The organism is Allolucifera butyrica, from assembly GCF_900476375.1.
Classification (GTDB): Bacteria; Bacillota; Negativicutes; order Sporomusales; family UPPP01; genus Lucifera; species Lucifera butyrica.
This window is the reverse complement of sequence record NZ_UPPP01000056.1, coordinates 44,816-68,337: the sequence shown is the minus strand read 5'-3', so window position 1 is coordinate 68,337 and position 23,522 is coordinate 44,816. Positions and strand designations below refer to the sequence as shown.

The window sequence follows — 23,522 nt, the reverse complement described above, 5'->3', positions numbered from 1 at the left end:
CCTCCTCACCAAGTTTTCACTATTATTCCCAATATATGACTGCTTTAGTCTGATCTTGCAATTCTTTTTGCGGCAATTGCATTATGATTGGACGGGCAGCGGCAAATACTATAGAGGCGCTATTAAAGAATTTTGACTTATACCCGACATTTTGGTAAAATTTTATAATAGGTTCCATATTGCAAATCATTCTAACCATGGAACCGGTGCATAACACCGGAAGGGTCTTCCGGGTACTTTGCAAGGAGATGATGCCTGTTGTTTACTTTTTTAAAGAAGTTAGTGGGCGATGATAACGAACGGGAAATTAAACGGATTATGAAGTACGTTGAACAAATCAACGCTCTGGAACCGGATATACAAAAAATGAGTGATGCGTCCCTGGTAGGCAAAACCGGCGAATTTAAGTCTCGCCTTGAACAGGGCCAGACACTGGAGGAAATCATGCCGGAAACGTTTGCCGTGGTCCGGGAAGCCTCCCGCCGGGTTTTGGGCATGCGGCATTTTGACGTGCAGCTCCTGGGAGGCATTACCCTGCATGCCGGCAATATTGCCGAAATGCGTACCGGTGAAGGCAAGACGCTGGTAGCTACCCTGCCGGTATATTTAAACGCGTTGACCGGCAAAGGGGTCCATGTTGTTACCGTGAATGATTACCTGGCCCACCGGGACAGCGAATGGATGGGCAAGTTATACCGGTTTTTGGGTTTGTCCATCGGCCTGATTGTACACGGACTGGATTTTGCCGAACGGAAAGCGGCCTACGGTGCGGACATTACATACGGCACTAACAATGAATTCGGCTTTGATTATTTACGGGACAACATGGTTGTTTATCCTGAACAGATGGTCCAGCGGCCGCTGAATTACGCCATCGTGGACGAAGTGGACAGCATTCTGGTTGATGAAGCCAGGACGCCGCTCATTATTTCCGGTCCCGGCGAAAAATCGACCGACCTTTACTATGTATTGGCTAAAGTCGTGCCACGGCTCGTGGCGGAAGAAGATTATACGATTGACGAAAAGGCAAATACCGTAGCACCGACGGAAAGCGGCATTGCTAAAGCCGAAAAGATGCTGAACGTAAAAAACCTGTATGAAAGCGAAAATATAGAAATGTCGCATCACTTTAACCAGGCCTTGCGCGCTCACGCTTTAATGCACCGCGATAAGGATTACGTGGTAAAAGACGGCGAAGTGATTATTGTTGACGAATTCACGGGCCGGCTTATGTTCGGCCGCCGTTATTCCGACGGCTTGCATCAGGCCATTGAAGCGAAGGAAGGCGTGAAAATCGAACGCGAAAGCCAGACCCTGGCTTCGATCACGTTCCAGAACTATTTCCGCATGTATAAAAAGCTGGCCGGCATGACCGGCACGGCCAAAACGGAAGAACAGGAATTCCGCAAAATTTACGGCCTTGATGTCATCGTCATGCCTACGAACAAGCCGGTAATCCGCGAGGACTATCCGGACGTCATTTATAAGACCAAGCGGGCTAAATACAGGGCGGCCGTCAATGAAATTGCCGAACGCCATGCCCAAGGCCAGCCCATGCTGGTGGGGACGACTTCCATCGCTCAGTCGGAAGACCTGAGCGCTCTCTTAAAAAAGCGCGGCGTTCCCCATAATGTTTTGAATGCCAAGTATCATGAATTAGAAGCGCAGATTATCGCCCAGGCCGGTCAGAAGGGAGCCGTTACCATTGCTACCAATATGGCCGGACGGGGTACGGATATTGTGCTCGGAGAGGATGTCGCCGAACTGGGCGGACTTCATATTATCGGCACCGAGCGGCATGAAAGCCGCCGGATCGACAATCAGTTGCGCGGCCGCTGCGGCCGTCAGGGCGACCGCGGGTCGTCGCGCTTTTATTTGTCCCTGGAAGACGATTTAATGCGCCTTTTTGGTTCCGATAACATTGCGACGGTCATGGATAAACTGGGCATGGAGGAAGATGAGCCGATTGAACACAAACTGGTAAGCCGATCCATCGAACAGGCCCAGAAGAAGGTGGAAGCCCGCAATTTTGACATCCGGAAACATGTGCTGGAATATGATGACGTTATGAACCAGCAGCGGGAAGTTATTTATGAGCAGCGCCGTAAAATTCTTATGGATGAAAACATGCGGGAAAACATTTTCAACATGGCGGAAAAACTGACCGATCAGGGTATGGAGTTGTATGCCAACGAGAAGGTCTATCCGGAAGAGTGGGATTATGACGGCTTGATTGAATATTGTGAGGGCTTTTTTGCCCCGGAAAAGGTACTGAAAAAGGATGAACTGGCTAAACTCAGCCGGACCGAATTGCGGGAAGAACTGAGTAAAGTGGCCGTTGAGGCTTATGATGCCCGGGAAGCTTTATTCGGTGCGGAGAGTATGCGGGAATTGGAAAAAGTGGTTATGCTCAAGGTGGTAGACAGTAAATGGATGGATCATCTTGACGCCATGGATATGCTGCGGGAAGGGATTGGGCTCAGGGCCTATGGTCAGAAGAATCCTTTGATTGAGTACAAAATTGAAGCCTATGACATGTTCCAGCAGATGATTGAGCACATTCAGGAAGATATTGTGAAATATATTTACCGGGTGAATCTGGTTACCCAGACGCGCCCGGAAGATCATTTGCAGCAGGCCCAAGCCACCCATGGCGAAGAAGACGCTGCTCCGCGGCAGCCGATTGTCAATAAGGAACAAGTCGGCCGGAATGATCCTTGTCCGTGTGGTTCGGGCAAGAAATATAAGAAATGCTGCGGCCTAAAATAAAAAAAGGCCCTGTGCCACCATATTAGTGTAGGAGTTGGTAGAATTGTTGGAAGATTTACGGGTTGAAATCGAGAATTTAGGAATTAAGGTCAATGAAATGAGGGCTTCTCTTTGACATTGCCGGCAGAGGGGAGCAAATCGCGCTGCTGGAGAATAAAATCGGCGCTCCCGGCTTTTGGGATCAGCCGGAAGAGGCCCAGAAGATTATGCAGGAACTGACCCGGCTGAAAGACAGTGTGGCGCAATATGACAGCCTGCGGCGGATTTATAACGATGCTGCCACGCTGTGGCAACTGGGGATGGATGAAAAGGATGAAAGCGTGTTGCCCGAAGTTGAGGAACTGCTGCAGCAATTAGCGAAGGATCTTGAGCACATGCAGTTGTCACTGATGCTGTCCGGTGAATATGACGGCAATAACGCAATTTTGACCCTGCATGCCGGCGCCGGCGGCACGGAAGCCCAGGACTGGGCCCAGATGCTGCTGCGTATGTATGTCCGGTGGGCGGAGAAGAACAATTATAAGGTCGAAACGCTGGACTTGCTGCCCGGTGACGAAGCCGGCATCAAAAGTGCAACCCTTGCCGTTTCCGGCCGTAATGCCTACGGTTACCTGAAGTCGGAAAAGGGTGTCCACCGTTTGGTCCGGATTTCGCCCTTCGATGCCAACGCCAGGCGTCATACTTCTTTTGCAGCCCTTGATGTTATGCCGGAAATTGATGATACCGTAGAAATTAACATTAATCCGGACGATTTGAAGGTGGATACATTCCGGGCCGGCGGCGCCGGCGGCCAGCATATTAATAAAACCGACTCCGCCGTGCGGATGACTCATCTGCCGACGGGGCTTGTCGCACAATGCCAGAATGAGCGCTCTCAGATTCAGAACCGGGAACGCTGCCTGCAAATGCTGCGGGCTAAGCTGTTTGAACTGGAACAGGAAAAGCAGGCGGCCAAGAAGAATGAACTGGGCGGCGAATACCACGCCATTGAATGGGGCAGCCAAATCCGTTCTTATGTGTTTAATCCCTACAGCATGGTAAAGGACCATCGCACCAATGTGGAAGTCGGCAATGTTCAGGCCGTCATGGACGGTGAAATCGATCCGTTTATTGAAGCCTATTTGAAAAGCGGCATAAAGTAAAGGGGCCGGACATATCTATAAAATGGATTAGCAAGTCCGGGGGAGGCGTATCGGAATGTGGAAGCGGCCGATTTTAATTGTGGCCGGATTTTTGGCAGTCCTTGCGGTTGTCAGTCAACTAATCCTGCCGAGTGTTGTTGCTAAAATGGTGGCGCACGGCATGACTCAGGCCGTCGGCAGTGAACAAGTAGCGGTGGACGTCAAAACAGTACCGGCTGCAGCTATGCTGGCCGGCCGTTTTGACAAGATCGTTGTGAAAGCCAACCAGGCCAAAGTGGATAAAATGACTTTCAGCGAGTTGGAAGCGGTACTGCAGAAAGCGCAATTGGACATGAATACGCTGCTGATGCAGCGGAAGGTACAGTTTGTGTCCGTACAAAATGCGGACTTGAAAGCGACCGTAACAGCGGATGAACTGGCCCGTTATTTGAATCAGAACGTCAAAGGAATCCGCAATGCGGTCGTAACGGTTGCCGATGGCAAGGTAAAAGTCAGCACCACCTATTCACTGGTGGGGATAGCCAGTGTGGCCATCACGCTGGAAGGAAAAATTGCCGCCAAAGGCCAAAAACTTGAGTTTGTTACGGACCGGTTTTTACTGAACAATGTTTTAGTCGGCAATATTGGCGGCGGGCTGTTGACGAACATATCGCTTGTGGATTTAAAAAAGCTGCCCTTTGGTGTAAGTGTGCGGGACGTTGTTATGGACCAGGGAAAGATTACGATTTTTGCGGATAATTTGTCCCGGTAGCGGCAAAGGCTATAAACCCTCCTGCCAGGGTTTGTTTTTTTGTATCCTCTAAAATTTTCCGGCAGCGGCAGGATAATGGCTAAACTTGCCAGAATAACATAAATTTACTGTGGAGCAACTATATTTGCTTAAAACCATACTATTTAAGCGAAAGTATAATTTGGCGGCAAAACAGGAAAAATATAGCAGAACCAGTTGACATTGCATTTTAGGGTAAGGTGGAGAGAATATTGGCGAATTTTAAATATAACAAACTGTTGGTCCTTTTGATCGTCGTCGGTTTATTGGCAGCTCTGGGCGTGGACTGGCAGCGCCACACGCTGGAGGCGCAGAACAACCAGGTGGAACTGGTCATGGATTATGAAGATATTGTGGGTCTGGCTCAGACCGAGGGCGTTCCGGTACGGGATTTAATGGTGAAGTTTAGAGAGGCCGGGATTACGACGCTGGCTGTTTATGAGACAACCCTGAAAAAACTGACCGAGAGCGGCAAAGTATCGGCTGTTTCCGGGGCTCAGATTTTGCAAAGGTACCGGACAGGCTCCCTGTCGGATCCATTATGGCGCACCATGGTCGAGACCAATCGTCTGCAGCCGGAAGATGTCTACATAACCGGCCCGGATAGGACCGTTTTGGATGAGGTTCAAAGCGACCTGACCCGCCGTCTTAGTCCGGAAAGGGTTTCCGTAATTACCGACGGCAGCAGCCGTGTCATTGTGGCGAAAGCCAATTATGAAAAAGTACTCAAGTGGAATCTGGGATTACCTTCCGATGAAATGCGGGAAGCGGCCGGCCAGGGTTTTCTTGTTATGCCGCGTCCCACCAATTACACCAAAGTGCAGCCGGACGACATCCGGGCCCTGTTTCACCGGCTGGCGAAATTTAATAATGTGTCCGGGATCATGTTTGTCGGGGACGAAGTGCTGGGGTACCCTGATTTATTAAAAATGACGGCGGAACGAATGAAAGAACAAAACCTTACGCTGGCAATGATCGAACATCCGCTGCAACTGCAGTTTTTGAAACAGGACGGTTTGCTGGATCTGGCCTCCCTGCTCAATTACCGGGCCGCCCGGGTTTACGTGATTCCCAAGGCGGAGCAGCCCAAACTAAAGGTGTCTGACGCCATTCACCGCTGGGTGTTAAGCGACAGGGAACGGAATATCCGGATCGACTTGCTGCGAACATATGACAAGGCCGAATTGGGCAAGAGCCTGATTGAGACGAATCTTGAATATGTGGCAGGCGTTAAAAAGGCGTTGCTGGAAGCCGGGTTTGAAACGGGCCGGGCCGGTACATTTCCGCCTTTTTATCCGAGCCGGTGGCTGTGGGTTGTTCTGATTTTCGGAGCTACGGCGGCGGGAGTTTTGCTTTTAAGTCTGCTGCGCCCGTTTGCGGTGCGCTACCAGTATTGCCTGTTGCTTGTTATTGCGGCTGTGTTAAGTATTCCGGTCTTAAAGGGCGGCGGCAATTTGATCCGTCAGGCCGTGGCATTGGCTTGTGCCATTGAGTTTCCGGTTCTCGCCATAATCTGGCAAATGGATGCATGGCGGGCTTCGCCGCCAAACAGCGGGAGTTCTCTGGTTGCTACGCTCCTGGGCGGTCTGCGCGGCCTGACGGCGGCGTTTGCCATCGCCATGACCGGCGGTTTATATGTGGCGGCCATCCTGGCCGATGTCCGCTTTTTGCTGGAAATTAATATTTACCGGGGTGTAAAACTTACGTTTATTATGCCGCTTCTGCTGGCAGCGCTGGCTTATCTGATCCGCTTCGATTTATTTGATAAGGAAGGGGCAATGCCGGGGATCAGCGGTGTTTGGCGCCAGATCCGGCGGATTCTCGACTTGCCGATCCGGATTAAGACAGTGGTTTTATTCGGTGTTCTGGCTTTCGTGGCCTGGGTCTATATTGGACGTTCGGGCCATACGGCCGGTGTGCCGGTACCGGCGATTGAGATAAAAATGCGGACCTTCCTGGAGAATGTCCTGTATGCCCGGCCGCGGGAAAAAGAATTTATGATTGGTCATCCGGCCTTCTTGCTGGCCGTACTGGCTTACCGGCGTTCCTGGCCCCGTCTGGTTCATTTCGCCCTGGTCGTCGGCGCCGTGATTGGCCTGGGGTCCCTGGTGGAAACCTTTGCCCATTTGCGGACTCCGGTCTGGATGTCCTTTGTCCGCGGGGTGGACGGGCTTGTGACGGGAGCCGTTCTTGGGATACTGGCAGTGGCCGGCGTGCAGCTTCTCCGGTATGTGTGGTTGAAATGGGGAAGGAGACCTGCAGTTGATGAGTGATATTGTGATTTCCGGATATTACGGTTTTGCCAATGCCGGTGATGAGGCCATGCTGGCGGCGATGGTTGAGGCGCTGACCGATTTGGAACCGAATATTAAGCTGACCGTTCTTTCCGGTAATCCGGAGGATACCCGCCGGCGACACGGCGTAGATGCTGTTTACCGGCTGAATTATCCGGAAATTGTCCGGGTATTGGCTAAAAGCCGGCTGTTAATCAGCGGTGGCGGCAGCTTGTTGCAGGATGTGACAAGTGACCGCAGTCTCTATTATTATCTGAGTATTATGATGCTGGCCAAAAAAATGGGTAAACCGGTGATGCTGTATGCCCAGGGAATCGGTCCGGTACGGGGCTCCCTGGCCAGGGGGGCTATGCGTTATATTGGAAATATGGTAGATATTATTACGGTGCGGGATGAAGGGTCGAAAGAAGAATTAAAGCGTCTGGGCGTAACCAAACCGCCCGTTTATGTTACGGCGGACCCGGTGCTGGCCCTGCATCCCGTGGATAAGCAAGTTGGCAGAACGATTTTGCGGCGCTACGCTCTGGAAGGGGCAACGCCGCTCATTGGTATTTCCGTCCGGGAGTGGAAAGACTGGCCTCATTATAAACAGGTACTTGCCCAGAGCGCCGATGCCATCGCGGCGGAGTTTGGCGCCCGGATTTTATTTTTACCCATGCAATGGCCGGAAGATATGGAAGCGGCCCGGAAAATTGCCGGCCGGATGAAAGAGCCGGCTACGATTCTGCAGGAAGAATGCACAACGAACGAGCTTTTGTCGCTGGTAGGAAATTTGGACTTATTAATTGCTATCCGGCTGCATGCTTTAGTGTTTGCGGCAGTGATGCATACACCGCTGATCGGTATTTCCTATGATCCCAAGATAGAACGCTTTTTGGAGTCGTTGGGTCAAACCCATATCGGAACGCTGCAAGACGTGATGGTAGAGGGATTGCTGGAGAAAATGCGGCAATTATGGCCGCAGCGGCGGGAGCAGGACAGAATGCAGGAAGAACGGATTCATGCCTTACGGGACAAGGCCTTTAAGAATGCTGAACTGGCGCTGGAATTAATTCGCCGCTAAATTTTGAGGTGAGCGCATGGGTACCTGGCTGCGGGAATATGTGGGTATTACGTTGGGGGCCGTAATTACGGCAGTCAGCCTGAATATGTTTTTGATTCCCAATAAAGTGGCGGCCGGCGGTGTGAGCGGGCTGGCCACGGTACTGCATTACCTTTTGAACCTGCCCGTCGGGATGACGATGCTGGCTCTGAATATTCCTTTGTTTTTTCTCAGCGTTAGAGTATTAGGAACCCGGTTTGGCGTCAACACGTTGTTTGGTGCGGCGATACTGTCGGTGGCCATTGATTTTACGGCGCCCTTCACACCGGTACTAACCCGGGATTTATTGCTCAGTTCTCTTTATGGCGGTGTACTGTCCGGTATCGGGATGGGACTCGTATTCCGGTTTAAAGGCACAACGGCCGGAACCGATCTGGCAGCCGCCATAATGAATAAGCTGTTTGGCGTAAGCGTGGGACAGGCCTTGCTGGCGGTCGACTTTTTTGTGATTACCTTTGCCGGCATTGCGTTTAAAAGCGCTGAATTGTCATTATATGCCCTGATCTCATTATTCGTTACCACCCAAATTATCGATTTGGTGCAGGAAGGCCCCAGTTCGGCCAAAGCGTTCTTCATAATGACTTGCCGGCCTCAGCAGGTGGCGGAGGCTGTGATTGAACAAATGGGCCGGGGGGTGACTTTTTTGCATGGCAGGGGAGCCTATACCGATGAAGAGCGGGATGTGGTATTTTGTGTGGTAAATACCAGCGAAGTAACCCGGCTTAAAGAACTGGTATACAAGATTGATACGCGGGCTTTTGTCATTCTGACGGACGCGCATGAGGTTTTGGGCGAGGGATTTACCCAAAACAACGCTTGACAGAATCGCATACTAAGGAGGTTTTATTAAAATGGCAGAACATCTTACTGCGCAGCAAACGGCGGAATTAGCGGCTCGCGCCAAGGCCGTCCGCCGCAGCATTGTAGCCATGGTTACGGAGGCGAAGTCCGGTCATCCGGGAGGCTCTTTATCGGCAGCCGATATATTGACAACGTTGTATTTTGCGGTTATGAACATCAGTCCGGAGACGGCCAGGGACCCCGGCCGGGACCGTTTCGTCCTGTCAAAAGGCCATGCGGCGCCGGTATTATATGCGACCTTGGCGGAGAAGGGATTCTTCCCGAAAGAAGAATTGCTGACCCTGCGCCAAATTAACAGCCGTCTGCAGGGGCATCCGGAAATGAAGAACATTCCCGGGGTGGAAATGTCCACCGGCTCGCTGGGACAAGGCTTAAGCGCCGCTTGCGGTATGGCGCTGGGCGGAAAGTTGTCCCGGGCCGATTACCGGGTATACGCAGTGTTAGGCGACGGGGAACTGGAAGAGGGTATGATTTGGGAATCGGCTATGTTTGCGGCGCATTACAAACTGGACAATTTAACGGCTTTTGTGGATTTTAACGGATTGCAAATTGACGGTCCCGTCAGCGAAGTCATGTCACCCCTGCCGATTCCGGAAAAATGGCGGGCTTTCAATTGGCATGTGCTGGAAATCGACGGCCATGATTACAACGCAATTTATGACGCCGTTCAGACGGCCAAAACGGTGCAAGGGAAACCGACGATGATTGTAGCCCATACCGTAAAAGGTAAAGGGGTGGGCAAAATGGAGAATGTGGCCGAATGGCACGGCAAAGCACCGAGCCGGGAAGAATGCGAACTGTTCCTGGCAGACCTGGAAGATTAACTGAAAAAATAATTCCGGAGGTGTCGGTTTATGGGAAAACCGCTTGCAACCCGTGAGGCGTACGGGGCAGCGCTCAAAGATTTGGGCGAAAAAAATAAAAATATAGTCGTGCTGGATGCGGACTTGTCGAAATCGACCAAGACCAATGTATTTGGCAAGGCGTTTCCGGACCGGTTTATTAACGTCGGCATTGCGGAACAAAATTTGATGGGCATTGCCGCCGGGCTGTCGACAACCGGCAAAATTCCCTTTGTGTCTACGTTTGCCATGTTTGCCGCCGGCCGGGCTTTTGAGCAGGTCCGTAATTCCATTTGTTATCCCCGGCTGAATGTCAAGATTGCTGCCACCCATGCAGGTTTGACCGTTGGCGAAGACGGCGCGTCGCACCAGTCGATTGAAGATATTTCGCTGATGCGTTCCATTCCCAATATGACTGTAATTGTGCCGGCTGACGCGGCGGAAGCCAGAAAAGCGGTAGAATTTGCCGCCGGTTATGACGGTCCGGTCTACCTCCGGCTTGGGCGGATGGCAGTGGCGGATGTTTTTGGCGACGATTATGTGTTTCACCATGGTAAAGCCGTCCAATTGGCGGACGGCAGGGATGTGACTCTGATAGCTACCGGGGTTATGGTGCCGGCGGCCAGAAGTGCGGCGGAGGAACTGATTGCTGCCGGTTTTAGCGCCAGAGTGCTTAACATCCATACGATCAAACCGGTTGACAAAGAGGCCGTGATTCAAGCGGCAAAGGATACGGGCGCCGTTGTGACCTGCGAGGAACACAGCGTGATCGGCGGTCTGGGCAGCGCTGTGGCGGAAGTACTGGGGGAAAACTATCCGGTGCCGATGGAACGGCTGGGAGTCCGGGACACGTTCGGTGAATCGGGCACACCGCAGGCACTGCTGGAAAAATATCATTTGACGGCGCCGGATATTGTGGCGGCGGCTAAACGGGTAATTGGCCGCAAGCAGCAGTAACGGCAGAGGTATGAAACGACTTACTACCTGCATAAGCATGTAGTGAGTCGTTTTTTCTTTCTAAGGAGGAATGCCGGTGCGCAGTTGGAAAGTGATCAACCTGGGAGTGAGAGTGATTCGCCGGACCGGTCTTTGTCTGGCCGGTGGCTTTGCCATGCTTAATTTGAGCGCGACGGCAACGATGGCGGTGTCCATGCTGGTGTCGCTGGCGGTGTACGCGGTTGCTTTTGGCCTCAAATTTGCCATCGGCTTTATTATCTTGCTGCTGATTCATGAAATGGGACATTGGGTTGCTTCCCGGGTCGTGGGTCTGAACGCTTCCGCTCCCATGTTTATTCCCTTTCTCGGTGCAGTTATCAATTTGCGGCAAAGTCCGGTCAATGCCAAAATGGAGGCGAATGTGGCTATTGGCGGACCGGCGGCGGGGACCTTAAGCGCCCTGTTATGCCTGCTTTTTTATTTATGGACGGACAGCTTGTTTATGCTGGTACTGTCCTATACGGCCTGCCTGTTGAATTTATTTAATTTGATTCCTTGCGTACCCCTGGATGGGGAACGGATCGCCGCCGCTATTTCTTCCCGTATCTGGCTGTTTGGCAGTGTTATTTTGGCAATATTATGCTTTACTACGCACAATATTTTTATTTTTGTCATTTTTGTCGTATCCTTATTTCGCCTTTGGCACGGCGAGGGGGACTATGCGGCAAGCTACTATCATCTTACCCGCAATCAGCGTCTCAAAGTGGCCTTCTGGTATTTCGGCCTGTTGTCCGTTTTGGGGACTACAACCGTGTACGTTGTCGGATTGCTGCGTTGACTCCTGGCATGATTCTACAATTTTAGGCATTAAGAAGGTTTTTTTTTTCCCGTGTAGAATCACAAATTTAATATAGGCCAAAAATTATTTTGTCCCATTTTTGAAACAGCCAGAGAGGGGTGTGGTATGGAGTGATTCATATGTCCGATGTTTCCAAGATCTACAGCAATGGTTCCGCCGCCCTCTCCGACATTACCGTGGAAATTGACAAGGGAGAGTTCGTCTTTGTAGTCGGCCCCAGCGGTGCCGGCAAATCTACATTTATTAAGTTGATTTTCCGGGAGGAACTGCCGACCCGGGGACATTTGGTGGTAAACGGACGCAATGTGGTGGACATGCTGCCGGCGGAGATTCCGTATCTCCGCCGTAGTCTGGGAATCGTATTTCAGGATTACCGCCTTCTTCCCAATAAAACGGTTTATGAGAATGTGGCGTTTGCCATGGAAGTGATCGAAGCGTCGCGGCGGGAAACACAAAAAAGGGTGCATACGGTTCTGGATTTGGTAGGATTAAAGCATAAGTTCCGTAATTATCCCAATCAGCTTTCCGGCGGCGAACAGCAGCGGGTAGCGATTGCCCGTGCCATTGTCAACCGTCCGGTCGTTGTCATAGCCGACGAACCGACGGGGAATCTTGACCCGGAAACATCCTGGGAAATTATGAAGATCTTTGAACGGGTCAATCAGAGCGGCACGACCCTTGTAATGGCAACACATGACAAGCCGGTGGTCGACGCGATGAAAAAGCGGGTTATTGCCATCGAAAAAGGCCGTATTGTCCGGGATCAAACGAGGGGGGCCTACGGCTATGAAGATTAAGACGGTAGAATATTTTGTCCGGGAATCGCTGTCTTCTTTACGGCGCAACGGGTTGATGAGCGTGGCCTCAATGAGCACGGTGGCTTTATCCCTGCTGATTCTGGGCCTGTTTTTAGTGCTGGTGCTGAATCTGAACCACATGGCGTCAATGCTGGAATCGCAGGTGCAAATTTCCGTGTATTTAAAGGACGGGCTTAGCGATCAGGATACCCGGGAAATCGGGACCCAGATCAGTAAAATGCCGGGAGTTAACCAGGTTGTGTATGTAAACAAGGAAGAGGCGCTGGCCCGTTTCAAAAAGCGTCTCGGCGACCAGCAGAATCTGCTCGCGGCGCTGGGCAATACGAACCCGCTGCCGGATTCGTTCGAGGTAAAGGTGGACAAGCCGGAGCAGGTGAAGCCGGTGGCCCAGGCAGCCGCACAAATGAAAGGGGTCGAAAATACCAAATTCGGTCAGGAAATTATTAAACAGTTGTTTGCACTAACCAGAATGGTACGTATTTTCGGTTTATTAATTATCCTGTTCTTGGCCCTGGCGGCTTTGTTTATTATTGCCAATACCATCCGGATTACCGTATTTGCCCGGCGCAAAGAGATTGGCATTATGAAGTATGTCGGCGCTACGGACTGGTTTATCCGCTGGCCCTTTCTGATTGAAGGCATGGTTTTGGGGTTTGGCGGCGCCCTGATTGCAGTATTATTGCTTTCCAGGGTATATAGCATGCTATTGGCCCAGGTGTATCATTCCCTCGCCTTTTTGCCGCTGATTCCGAAAGAACCGTTCATGTCCCGCATTAGTATTTTGCTAATGGTCGTCGGGACGGTAATCGGAGCGTTGGGCAGTACTATCTCATTGAGGCGGTTTATGAGAGTATAAGTGAGCCAAGAGCCCTTAAGGAGGTACATAGATTGCGGATTCGACGTTATGCGGTAATCGGTCTGATTTTCACACTGCTCTTAGGATTGATTGGGCCGGTTCTGGCTGATGAACTGGATAATCAACAGCAGAACGTGCAGCAGCAGATGGAAGAACAGCAAAACCGGGTTAACGCTGCGCAGCAAAAGGTTGACAGCGTTTCCGGACGGTTGAAGCAAATTCAGGATAAGCTGGACGCCGCCGAGAGTGACTATAAAGCCATTCAGTCCAAGTTGGCTGATACGAACGGACAAATTGCGGCCAACACCCTGATTTTAAACAAAACGGAACAGAATCTGAAAGAACGTAGTCAGATTCTTGACCGGCGGGTCCGGGATATTTATAAAAACGGTCAGGTCAGTTATCTGGATGTTTTGTTCGGCGCCAATGATTTTAACGACCTAATTACCCGCATGGATCTATTGAAAAGAGTATTGCATCAGGATGTAACCTTAATTGACCAAGTGAAAGCCGAACGGGAACTCGTTATTCAGAAAAAGAATGAACTGGAGCAGGACCGCCAGACCATTTTAACGTTGCAGCAGGCGGCCGAAGCCAGAAAACAGACCATTGAGGCCAGTAAAAGGGAACAGCAGCAAATATTAAATGCTGCCCAAAATGACCGGAATGCGGCGGAAAGAGAATACCGGGAACTGCAGGAGACTTCCCGGCGGATTGAAGAGATGATTCGCAACCGTGACCAGATGAGTCCGGGAGCGGCCGGCGGCACGGGAGTCTTTCTCTGGCCGGTATCCGGTCCGATTACTTCTCCTTTCGGCTGGCGGGTTCATCCGATTTTCGGCACCCGGATCTTTCACAGCGGAATTGATATCGGTGTGGATATTGGTACCCCGGTGGCAGCGGCCGACGGCGGGGTGGTAATCTATTCCGGCTGGATAGACGGTTACGGGAAAGCCGTAATGATTGACCATGGCGGCGGCCTAACTACTTTGTACGGGCACAATTCCGAACTCTTAGTAGTAGTAGGCCAACGGGTCCGCAAGGGAGAAATCATAGCCAAGTCCGGTATGACCGGCTATGCTACGGGGCCGCACGTGCATTTTGAAGTGCGGTTAAATGGTAAGCCCGTAAATCCGCTCGGCTATTTGCCGTAGAGGCGGACCGGGGCAAGAGGTTTGTGACAGGAATAAATTCGTTTGTTTCCACATATCACTAATGGAGTATGTTAAAATTTGCATGTTCGAGTATCAAACCTCGAGCCTCAGACAGGTGGTGTTGATTATGAGCCGGCGCAAAGTCGTTGTGGGTGCCGTTCTCTTGGTTCTGATTACTTTTATGGTTACTACGGGGGCATTTGTATATCTGCTGCAGACCAAATCGGTAGATCTTCTTGATACGCTGAAGTTTTTCCGGGCCATGCAGATTATCAGGAGCCGTTATGTAGAGGATGTGCCGGTTGACACCCTGATGGCCGGTGCCATCAAAGGAATGGTCGATTCGCTCGGGGATCCTCACTCCATATATATGGATGCGAAAATGTTTAAGGATTTCATGATTGAGACGGAAGGCCATTTTGGCGGCGTGGGAATTGTCGTCGGTGTCAAGGACAAAGTCCTTACCGTGGTGTCGCCGATTGAAGGAACTCCCGGTGAAAAGTCGGGTATCAAAAGCGGTGATCAGATCGTGAAAATTGACGGTCAGGAGACCAAAAATATGGCGCTGGATGCGGCGGTGAATAAGATCCGCGGTCCGGAAGGCACCAAGGTGGTTTTAACCATCCATCGCGCCGGTGAGGCGGATAAAGATTATACCCTGACCCGCTCCAATATCGAGATCAAGACGGTTGCCGGCAAAATGCTGCCCAACCATATCGGCTATATCCGGATTTCCATGTTCAATGAAAATACGGGCGAGGATTTTCTGAAAAAATATGCTGAGCTGGAAAAAGAAGGCATGCAGGCAACGATTCTGGATTTGCGGGATAATCCGGGCGGTCTTTTGGAAGAAAGCGTGAAAGTGGCGAACAAGCTGGTGCCCAAAGGGCCGATTGTATCCGTTGTAACCAAGGACGGACAACGGGAAGTTCATAATTCCGATTTGCCGGCCGTTAAATATCCGGCGGCTGTCCTGGTCAACGGCGGTACGGCCAGCGCGGCGGAAATTGTGTCCGGGGCAATGCAGGACACCGGTTCAGGCACATTGATCGGCACAAAAACGTATGGCAAAGGTTCAGTGCAAACTCTGATCCGGCTGGATAGCGGTACGGCGATCAAGTTAACTATTGCCAAGTATCTGACACCGAAAGACCGTTCCATTAACGGGATCGGTATTGAGCCGGATATCAAGGTCGAGCCTTCCAAAGAACCGGGAAAAGATCCGCAACTGGATAAAGCCATCGAAATATTGGAAAAGGCCGAAAAGACCAATAAAAGCTAAGAAAAGGCGTCGGAAAAACGGAATAATGAAAGATTTTCCCATTAACAAACGGCTGACCTTGCGTCAGCCGTTGCTGCTTTCCTTCCCTAACGTCCAGCCCTATTCTCCCATACCCCATACCCAATACCCCAAAATCCAACATCCAATTTTCCAATAGCCGTTCATTGCCCCCAAACATACATTTGCCCTTTCCGTCAAATTGTGATAGTATTTTCTTGTGAAATACATAAATTGTTTAAAAAAATACCGGTTGAGGTGAAAAGATGTTTCCCTGGCAGGATATAATTAAGCTGATTGTGACAGGCGCGTTGTCGATATACGGGGAACCGATGTTTTGGCTGATTCTGGCTTTGGTAGGTTATCAATACTGGCAGATGCAGCGTAACCAGGTCCGGATTTTCGGTGTAGCCGGCCAGTCCCTTGTCAGGCAAGTGGCCATGGCGGCCGTATACGGAACGGTAGGCGGTCTGGTAGGCAGTTTTCTGCTGACTTTTGTCGGCGTTACGCTGAATCATCTGGGATTGAATTATATTTGGCCCTTGGCGCTCCTGCTGATGATGATTCACATGCGGTTCTTGTGTTTTGCTTATGCCGGCGGCTTGGTAGCGCTTTCAAGCAGTCTGTTCGGCTGGCCGGATGTCAATGTGCCGCAAGTTATGGCTCTTGTCGCTGTTTTGCATATGACGGAAAGTCTGCTTATTGCCGTGAGCGGCCGGTATAGCGCCATGCCGCTCCTGCTGCGGCGGGAAGACGGTACTACGGTGGGAGCTTTCAGTCTGCAGAATTTTTGGCCCTTGCCGCTAATGCTGCTGGCCGTCATACCGGTGCCGGGAACGGAAGCGGTGCGCGGCATGATTTCCATGCCGGACTGGTGGCCGTTGCTGCCGCTGCCGGCCGCGCCGCCGGCAGGGCAGCAATGGCTTTATGCCATGGTACCGGTGGTGGCCGCTTTGGGTTATTCCGATATGGCTGTAGCCAGTTTTCCCGTTGTCCGCCGCCGCCAGTCGGCCTTGCATCTGGCCGCTTACAGCGTGCTGCTTCTGGTTCTGGCATTGTTATCGGTTCACTATTCCTGGCTGCAGGTTATGGCGGCGCTCCTGTCGCCGCTGGGGCATGAGTTCCTGATCCAATGGGACAATAAGCGCGAACTGGAGGGAATTCCCCGCTATGTTCCGCCGCCGCGCGGTGTTATGGTGCTGGATACGGTCATAGACACCCCGGCCCGTCAATTGGGTCTTTTGCCGGGTGATATTTTACTCAGTCTGGACGGCAGGCCGGTTAACAGCGGCAGCGAATTAGCCGGGGCTATTTACATTGCCGGAGCGGAGTTTACTCTGGAGATTGAGCGTAGTCAAAAGCGGCTGCAGTATCATACCCGCTTTCAGAACGGTGAACGGCGCCTGGGGATTATTCTGGCGCCGGAAGGGCATGAACCGTATTATGTAAGCATTTCCCGCGACCGGTTTTGGCTGTGGACGTGGCTAAAACGAAAGTTATTTGGCAGGTGATGGAAGATGAAAGACGGAATTCCGTTTCAGGTGGTGGCGCCGTTTCAGCCTACGGGCGACCAGCCCCGGGCCATTGACCGGCTGGCGGCCGGAATTCAGCGCCGTGACAAGGCACAGGTGCTGCTGGGGGCGACCGGTACAGGCAAAACGTTTACTATTGCGAAAATGGTGGAAGCAGTGCAAAAGCCAACCCTGGTCATTGCGCATAATAAAACGCTGGCCGCACAGTTGGCTAGTGAGTTCAGGGAGTTTTTCCCGCAGAATGCGGTGGAATATTTCGTAAGTTATTATGATTACTATCAGCCGGAAGCGTATATTGCCCATACGGATACTTACATTGAAAAGGACGCTTCCATTAATGATGAGATTGACAAGCTGCGGCATTCGGCCACAAGCTCCCTTTTTGAACGGCGGGATGTCATTGTTGTGGCCAGTGTGTCATGCATTTACGGCTTGGGTTCACCGGAAGACTATTATAATCTGGTTTTGTCGCTGCGGCAGGGGCAGGTGAAAGACCGGGACAGCATTCTGCGGCGGCTGGTGGAAATCCAGTATGAACGGAATGATATCAATTTTACCCGCGGTAAGTTCCGCGTGCGGGGGGATGTCATTGAAATTTTTCCCGCCGGCTACGGGGAGAAGGCGGTGCGGGTGGAACTGTTTGGCGATGAAGTGGAACGAATCCTGGAAGTGGATACCCTGACCGGGGAAATTCTGGCCGAGCGTAAGCATATGGCCATTTATCCCGCCTCTCACTATGTTACGTCCCGGGAAAATTTGCTGCGGGCTATGTCCGATATCGAAGGCGAACTGGAAGACAGACTGCAGGATTTGACGGCGAATCACAAGCTGCTGGAAGCGCAGCGGTTAGGCCAGCGCACCCGTTATGATCTGGAAATGATGCTGGAAATGGGATATTGTTCAGGAATTGAAAATTACTCCCGCCATTTGACGGGCCGTAAGGCGGGCGAAGCGCCCTATACTTTGATTGATTATTTTCCCGATGATTTTCTGATTGTCATTGACGAGTCCCATGCTACGCTGCCGCAACTGCGGGCCATGTATGCCGGCGACCGTTCCCGCAAAGCAGCGCTGGTGGAGAATGGTTTCCGCCTGCCGTCGGCCTATGACAACCGACCGCTGACGTTTGACGAGTTTGTGCAGCGGATTAATCAGATTGTTTATGTCTCCGCCACGCCCGGTCCCTATGAATTAAAGGACGGAAAACAGGTTGTTCAGCAGATTATCCGACCCACCGGCCTGGTGGACCCGGAGGTGGAAGTGCGGCCGATTAAAGGCCAAATGGACGACTTGCTGGGAGAAATCAAACAGCGGGCGGCCGCCGGGGAACGGGTGCTTGTTACTACCCTGACCAAGAAAATGGCGGAGGACCTGACGGAATATTTAAAGGAAATGGGGATACGGGTGCGTTATCTGCACTCGGATATTGCCACCATTGAACGGGTGGAGATTATCCGTGACCTGCGGGCCGGCGTATTTGATGTGCTGGTCGGGATCAATCTGCTGCGGGAAGGCCTGGACCTGCCGGAAGTGTCGCTGGTGGCCATTCTGGACGCCGATAAAGAAGGTTTTCTCCGCTCGGATACCTCGCTGATTCAGACCATCGGCCGGGCGGCACGGAATGCCCGGGGACGGGTAATCATGTATGCCGACCGGATTACCGATTCCATGCAGCGGGCTATTTCCGAGACCAACCGCCGCCGGGAAGTTCAGCAGGCCTATAATGCGGAGTACGGTATTACGCCGCAGACTATTCAAAAGAAAGTGAAAGAATTGATTGAGACCACCAAGGTGGCCGAAACGCCTGCCGATTATAAAACGGACCGTCTGCAGCAAATGAGCCGCAGTGAAATGTTCAATCTGATTGCCAATTTGGAAAAGGAAATGCGCCAGGCGTCCAAATTGTTGGAATTTGAAAAAGCAGCGGAGTTCCGGGATATGATCGTGGAACTGCGTCAGCGTCTGGGAGAAACCAAGCCGCTGGCCGGCGGCAAAGCAGTTTCTTCCAAAGGACGGGGAAAAAAGGAGAAGGGAAGTAAACCGTGAAGGAAAAGATCATTATTAAAGGTGCCAGACAGCATAATTTGAAAAACATTGATATAGAAATTCCCCGCAACGAACTGGTGGTCATTACCGGTTTGAGCGGTTCCGGCAAGTCGTCATTGGCGTTTGATACCATTTATGCCGAGGGGCAACGCCGGTATGTGGAATCCTTATCGGCCTATGCCCGGCAATTTTTGGGGCAAATGGACAAGCCGGATGTCGATTATATTGAAGGGTTGTCACCGGCCATTTCCATTGACCAGAAGACGACCAGCCGCAATCCACGCTCCACCGTGGGTACGGTTACGGAGATCTATGACTATTTGCGGCTTTTATTCGCCCGGGCCGGCCGGCCGCATTGCCCCAAGTGCGGCAAGCCGATCAGCCAGCAGACGGTAGAGCAGATGGTAGATCAACTGCTGGCACTAGGCGACGGGACCAAATTCATGGTTATGGCGCCCGTTGTCCGGGGCAAAAAGGGAGAACACGTGAAGCTGCTGGAGGATATCCGCAAAAACGGTTATGTGCGGGTGCGGATTGACGGCCAGATTCAGGATGTGACCGAGACAGTACCGTTGGAAAAGAATAAAAAGCACACCATTGAAGTGGTGGTTGACCGCCTGGTGATCCGGGAAGGCATTGCCTCCCGGCTGGCCGATTCCCTGGAGACAGCGCTGAATTTGAGCGGCGGCGTCGTGATTGTCAGTATCGTAGAGGGCAAGGAAATGGTATTCAGCCAGAACTTTGCCTGCGTGGACTGCAGTATTAGTCTGCCCGAGATCGCTCCCCGCATGTTTTCTTTTAACAGTCCTTTCGGTGCCTGTCCGGATTGCACCGGTCTCGGCAACAACATGGAGATTGACCCGGCCATGATTGTACCGGACGGCAGTAAAGCCTTGATTGACGGGGCGATTGCCCCTTTGAGCAAAAACACTAATTCCTATTTTATGTGTCAATTGGAAGCGGTTATAGCGAAACTGGGACATTCCCTGCATGACACCTGGGATAGTCTGCCGGAAAAAATCAGGCACATTCTCCTTTGGGGAGCCGGCGAAGAACGGTTTACCTTTCAATATGAAAATATGTATGGCGAGCATAAAACTTATCATTCCCCTTTTGAGGGGGTGATTCCGCTCCTGAACCGGCGTTACCGGGAAACGACCTCTGATTGGTCGCGGGAAGAGATTGAGGAATATATGAGTTCCAAACCGTGTCCCAGCTGCCGGGGAGCCAGACTGAAACCGGAGGCCCTGGCCGTAAAAGTGGGCGGGAAAAACATTTATGAAGTAACCAGTTTAACCGTGGCGGAATGCCGGGATTTCTTCGCCGGACTTACCTTAACGGAACGGGAACAGACCATTGCGCAGCAAATTTTGAAGGAAATCAACGCCCGGCTGGGTTTTCTCATTAATGTCGGATTGGACTATCTGACCCTGAACCGGGCGGCGGGAACCCTGTCGGGCGGCGAGGCGCAGCGCATCCGGCTGGCAACCCAGATCGGCTCCGGTCTGGTAGGAGTCTTGTATATTCTGGATGAACCCAGCATCGGACTGCATCAGCGGGATAATAACCGTTTGCTGGCTACTTTGAAATCGCTGCGGAACCTAGGCAATACCCTGCTGGTAGTGGAGCATGATGAAGACACCATGTACGCCGCCGATCATATCATTGATATTGGGCCGCAGGCCGGCGCCCATGGCGGCCGGGTGGTTGCCCAGGGAACGGTCGAAGACATTAAAGCCTGTGCGGAATCTATTACCGGCCGTTACCTAAGCGGAGCGGCAGCGATTCCCATACCGGCCGAACGGCGCCGGCCCAACGGGAAATGGCTGGAAGTAGTCGGCGCCCGGGAAAACAATCTGAAAAAATTGAATGTCCGGTTTCCCCTGGGTGTATTTACCGCGGTGACAGGGGTATCGGGTTCAGGGAAAAGTACGCTGGTCAACGAAATCCTTTATAAGGGACTGGCCAACCGGCTGTATGGCAGCCGCACCCGTCCCGGCGAGCACGACCAAATCCGCGGCGCCGAATATATTGATAAAATCATTGATATCGACCAGTCGCCCATTGGCCGCACCCCCCGTTCCAATCCGGCCACATATACCGGTTTATTCGACTTGATCCGGGAAGTGTTCAGCCAGACGCCGGAGGCCCGGATGCGGGGCTACAAGCCGGGCCGGTTCAGTTTTAACGTCAAGGGCGGACGGTGTGAAGCCTGCAAAGGCGACGGCATCATTAAAATCGAAATGCATTTCCTGCCTGATGTTTATGTGCCTTGCGAAGTGTGCAAAGGAGCGCGCTATAACCGGGAAACTCTGGAAGTGCGCTATAAAGGGAAAAGCATTGCCCAGGTTCTGGACATGATTGTTGATGAAGCGGTGGAATTCTTTCAAAATGTGCCGCGCCTTTACCGTAAGCTGCAGATTTTGCAGGACGTGGGCCTGGGGTATATCAAATTGGGCCAGCCGGCCACCACCCTGTCGGGCGGCGAAGCTCAGCGGATCAAGCTGGCGACCGAACTGGCCCGGCGCAGCACCGGCAAAACGCTTTATATTCTGGACGAACCGACGACGGGACTGCATACGGCGGATATCCACCGCCTGCTGGAAGTGCTGCAGCGCCTGGTAGACGGCGGAGACACCGTCGTTGTCATTGAGCATAATCTGGATGTCATCAAGACGGCCGATTATATTATCGACCTGGGTCTGGAAGGCGGTTCGGGCGGCGGTACGGTGGTGGTCACCGGCACACCGGAGCAAATTGCTGCCGCTTCTCAATCTTACACCGGTCAATTTCTCGGTCCTGTACTGGAGCGGGGACAGGCCCGGCAATAAAAAAAGGCGGGTTATAACCCGCCTTTATAAACCAAATGCAACATTTCCGTTCATCATGGTCCAGACATTGCTGTCCAGTGCCAGTTTCCGCTCTTGGGACGATAAAAATTTAGTAACAAACTGTGTATCAATATCCCCGTTACAGAAGTTAGGATCGTTCAGAAGCTGATGATGAAAGCCAACCGTGGTGTTGATTCCGCCGATATGAAACTCCTTCAGGGCCCGCCGCATGGTTTTGATCGCTTCACCGCGCGTATGGCCGTACACGATGACTTTGGCGATCAGGGAATCATAATAAGGCTGCACGATGGAGCCGGCGCATACACCGCTGTCAACCCGCACATTGGGTCCTCCCGGCTGATGATAAAAATTGATTTGACCGGGTGACGGCAAAAAGTTGCGAACCGGGTCTTCCGCATTAATGCGGCACTCAATTGCATGACCGCGAATCACTACATCCTGCTGTTGAATCGCGAGAGGTTCGCCGGCAGCAGCTTGGATTTGCGTTTTTACCAGATCAATGCCGGTTATTAATTCAGTAATGCCATGCTCGACTTGAATCCGGGGATTAATTTCCATAAAATAGAAGTTTCCTGATTGATCAAGCAAAAACTCCACAGTACCTACATTAGAATAGTGAATGCTTTTCGCGGCACGGATTGCCAGTTCGCCGACCTGCTGGCGCATTGCCGGCGTTAAGGCGGCGGAAGGCGCTTCTTCCAACAGTTTTTGGTTACGGCGCTGCAGGGAACACTCCCGTTCTCCCAAATGAATGACGTGGCCGAAAGAATCAGCTACAATCTGGACTTCAATATGGCGGGCGTCGGCAATGTATTTCTCCAAATAGAACGAGCCGCCGGCCGCGGGAAAGTGTTTGACTGCATTGATCAGTTCCGAATTATCGGCAGCTACGGTCATTCCCTTGCCACCGCCGCCGGCTACCGGCTTAACCATAACGGGATAGCCGATTTTTTCCGCCAGCAAACAGGCTTCCTTTTCAGAACTAACCGGATCGCTGCCGGCAGCCATCAAGAGACCGGCGTGTTTCATCGCTTCGCGGGCGCTGTCTTTATTGCCTACGAGCTTGATTGTTTCCGGCCGGGGCCCGACAAAAGTCAGACCGGCCTGTTCGACCATTTCAGCAAAAACTGCGTTTTCAGATAAAAAACCATAACCAGGGTGCACGGCATCCGCTTTGGATTCCAAAGCCGCTGTGATGATGGCTGCGTTATTCAAATAGCTGTGAAGTGCATCTTCTGGTCCAATGTGGCAGGCGTGATCTGCCAGTTTGACGTGGAGAGCATCCGCATCAGCATGAGAGTAAACGGCAACAGTTTCAATGCCCAGCTCCTGGCAGGCCCGGATGATTCGGACAGCGATTTCGCCCCGGTTGGCGATAAGCAGTCGTTTAAACATCGGTATAGACCTCCCA

At 51.9% G+C, this 23,522-nt stretch carries 17 protein-coding genes; 16 read left to right on the top strand and 1 reads right to left on the bottom strand.

The window, feature by feature from the left end; genetic code table 11:
• Positions 1-258 precede the first annotated feature (258 nt).
• From secA to uvrA, 16 genes are all read left to right on the top strand, one after another.
• Positions 259-2,769, top strand: a complete 2,511-nt coding sequence (secA, locus tag LUCIF_RS03490) for a preprotein translocase subunit SecA (protein ID WP_122626488.1) — start codon at positions 259-261, stop codon at positions 2,767-2,769.
• A gap of 97 nt (positions 2,770-2,866) precedes the next feature.
• A protein-coding gene (gene prfB, locus LUCIF_RS03485) for a peptide chain release factor 2 (RefSeq protein WP_370744679.1) occupies positions 2,867-3,911 on the top strand; the annotation gives its coding sequence in 2 pieces (ribosomal slippage) (positions 2,867-2,881 and positions 2,883-3,911; 1,044 coding nt in all).
• 55 nt (positions 3,912-3,966) lie between these two features.
• The gene (locus LUCIF_RS03480; protein WP_122626487.1) at positions 3,967-4,662 is read left to right on the top strand and encodes an LmeA family phospholipid-binding protein; all 696 of its coding nucleotides are present in this window, start codon (positions 3,967-3,969) and stop codon (positions 4,660-4,662) included.
• Between the two features lie 230 nt (positions 4,663-4,892).
• Positions 4,893-6,953, top strand: a complete 2,061-nt coding sequence (locus tag LUCIF_RS03475) for a DUF5693 family protein (RefSeq protein WP_122626486.1) — start codon at positions 4,893-4,895, stop codon at positions 6,951-6,953.
• A complete protein-coding gene (csaB, locus tag LUCIF_RS03470; protein ID WP_122626485.1) occupies positions 6,946-8,037 on the top strand; it encodes a polysaccharide pyruvyl transferase CsaB in 1,092 nt (363 codons plus the stop codon). Before LUCIF_RS03475 ends, csaB begins: the two co-directional genes overlap by 8 nt.
• A 16-nt stretch (positions 8,038-8,053) precedes the next feature.
• The gene (locus LUCIF_RS03465) at positions 8,054-8,896 is read left to right on the top strand and encodes a YitT family protein (protein ID WP_122626484.1); all 843 of its coding nucleotides are present in this window, start codon (positions 8,054-8,056) and stop codon (positions 8,894-8,896) included.
• A 31-nt stretch (positions 8,897-8,927) separates the two neighbouring features.
• Positions 8,928-9,761, top strand: coding sequence for a transketolase (locus LUCIF_RS03460; protein ID WP_122626483.1), 834 nt, complete (start codon positions 8,928-8,930; stop codon positions 9,759-9,761).
• Between the two features lie 30 nt (positions 9,762-9,791).
• Positions 9,792-10,736 carry a transketolase family protein gene (locus LUCIF_RS03455; RefSeq protein WP_122626482.1) on the top strand — a complete coding sequence of 315 codons (945 nt, stop codon included), beginning with the start codon at positions 9,792-9,794 and terminating at the stop codon, positions 10,734-10,736.
• A 76-nt stretch (positions 10,737-10,812) separates the two neighbouring features.
• Positions 10,813-11,553 (top strand): site-2 protease family protein, encoded by a 741-nt coding sequence (locus LUCIF_RS03450; RefSeq protein WP_122626481.1) that lies wholly within the window; start codon positions 10,813-10,815, stop codon positions 11,551-11,553.
• 131 nt (positions 11,554-11,684) lie between these two features.
• The gene (gene ftsE / locus LUCIF_RS03445; RefSeq protein ID WP_122626480.1) at positions 11,685-12,371 is read left to right on the top strand and encodes a cell division ATP-binding protein FtsE; all 687 of its coding nucleotides are present in this window, start codon (positions 11,685-11,687) and stop codon (positions 12,369-12,371) included.
• On the top strand, positions 12,361-13,248 hold the full coding sequence (ftsX, locus tag LUCIF_RS03440; RefSeq protein ID WP_122626479.1) for a permease-like cell division protein FtsX: 888 nt from the start codon (positions 12,361-12,363) through the stop codon (positions 13,246-13,248). Before ftsE ends, ftsX begins: the two co-directional genes overlap by 11 nt.
• Positions 13,249-13,280: 32 nt before the next feature.
• Positions 13,281-14,402 carry a murein hydrolase activator EnvC family protein gene (locus LUCIF_RS03435; RefSeq protein ID WP_207856921.1) on the top strand — a complete coding sequence of 374 codons (1,122 nt, stop codon included), beginning with the start codon at positions 13,281-13,283 and terminating at the stop codon, positions 14,400-14,402.
• Positions 14,403-14,529: 127 nt separating this feature from the next.
• Positions 14,530-15,684, top strand: coding sequence for a S41 family peptidase (locus LUCIF_RS03430; protein WP_122626478.1), 1,155 nt, complete (start codon positions 14,530-14,532; stop codon positions 15,682-15,684).
• A 263-nt stretch (positions 15,685-15,947) separates the two neighbouring features.
• Positions 15,948-17,192, top strand: coding sequence for a PDZ domain-containing protein (locus LUCIF_RS03425; RefSeq protein ID WP_122626477.1), 1,245 nt, complete (start codon positions 15,948-15,950; stop codon positions 17,190-17,192).
• A 6-nt stretch (positions 17,193-17,198) separates the two neighbouring features.
• Positions 17,199-19,259 (top strand): excinuclease ABC subunit UvrB, encoded by a 2,061-nt coding sequence (gene uvrB / locus LUCIF_RS03420; RefSeq protein WP_122626476.1) that lies wholly within the window; start codon positions 17,199-17,201, stop codon positions 19,257-19,259.
• Complete coding sequence (gene uvrA / locus LUCIF_RS03415) at positions 19,256-22,090, top strand: excinuclease ABC subunit UvrA (protein WP_122626475.1); 2,835 nt, start codon at positions 19,256-19,258, stop codon at positions 22,088-22,090. Before uvrB ends, uvrA begins: the two co-directional genes overlap by 4 nt.
• 24 nt (positions 22,091-22,114) lie before the next feature.
• On the opposite strand, the gene accC is transcribed toward uvrA, so the two are convergent.
• Complete coding sequence (gene accC, locus LUCIF_RS03410) at positions 22,115-23,506, bottom strand: acetyl-CoA carboxylase biotin carboxylase subunit (protein ID WP_122626474.1); 1,392 nt, start codon at positions 23,504-23,506, stop codon at positions 22,115-22,117.
• Between the last annotated feature and the right edge of the window lie 16 nt (positions 23,507-23,522).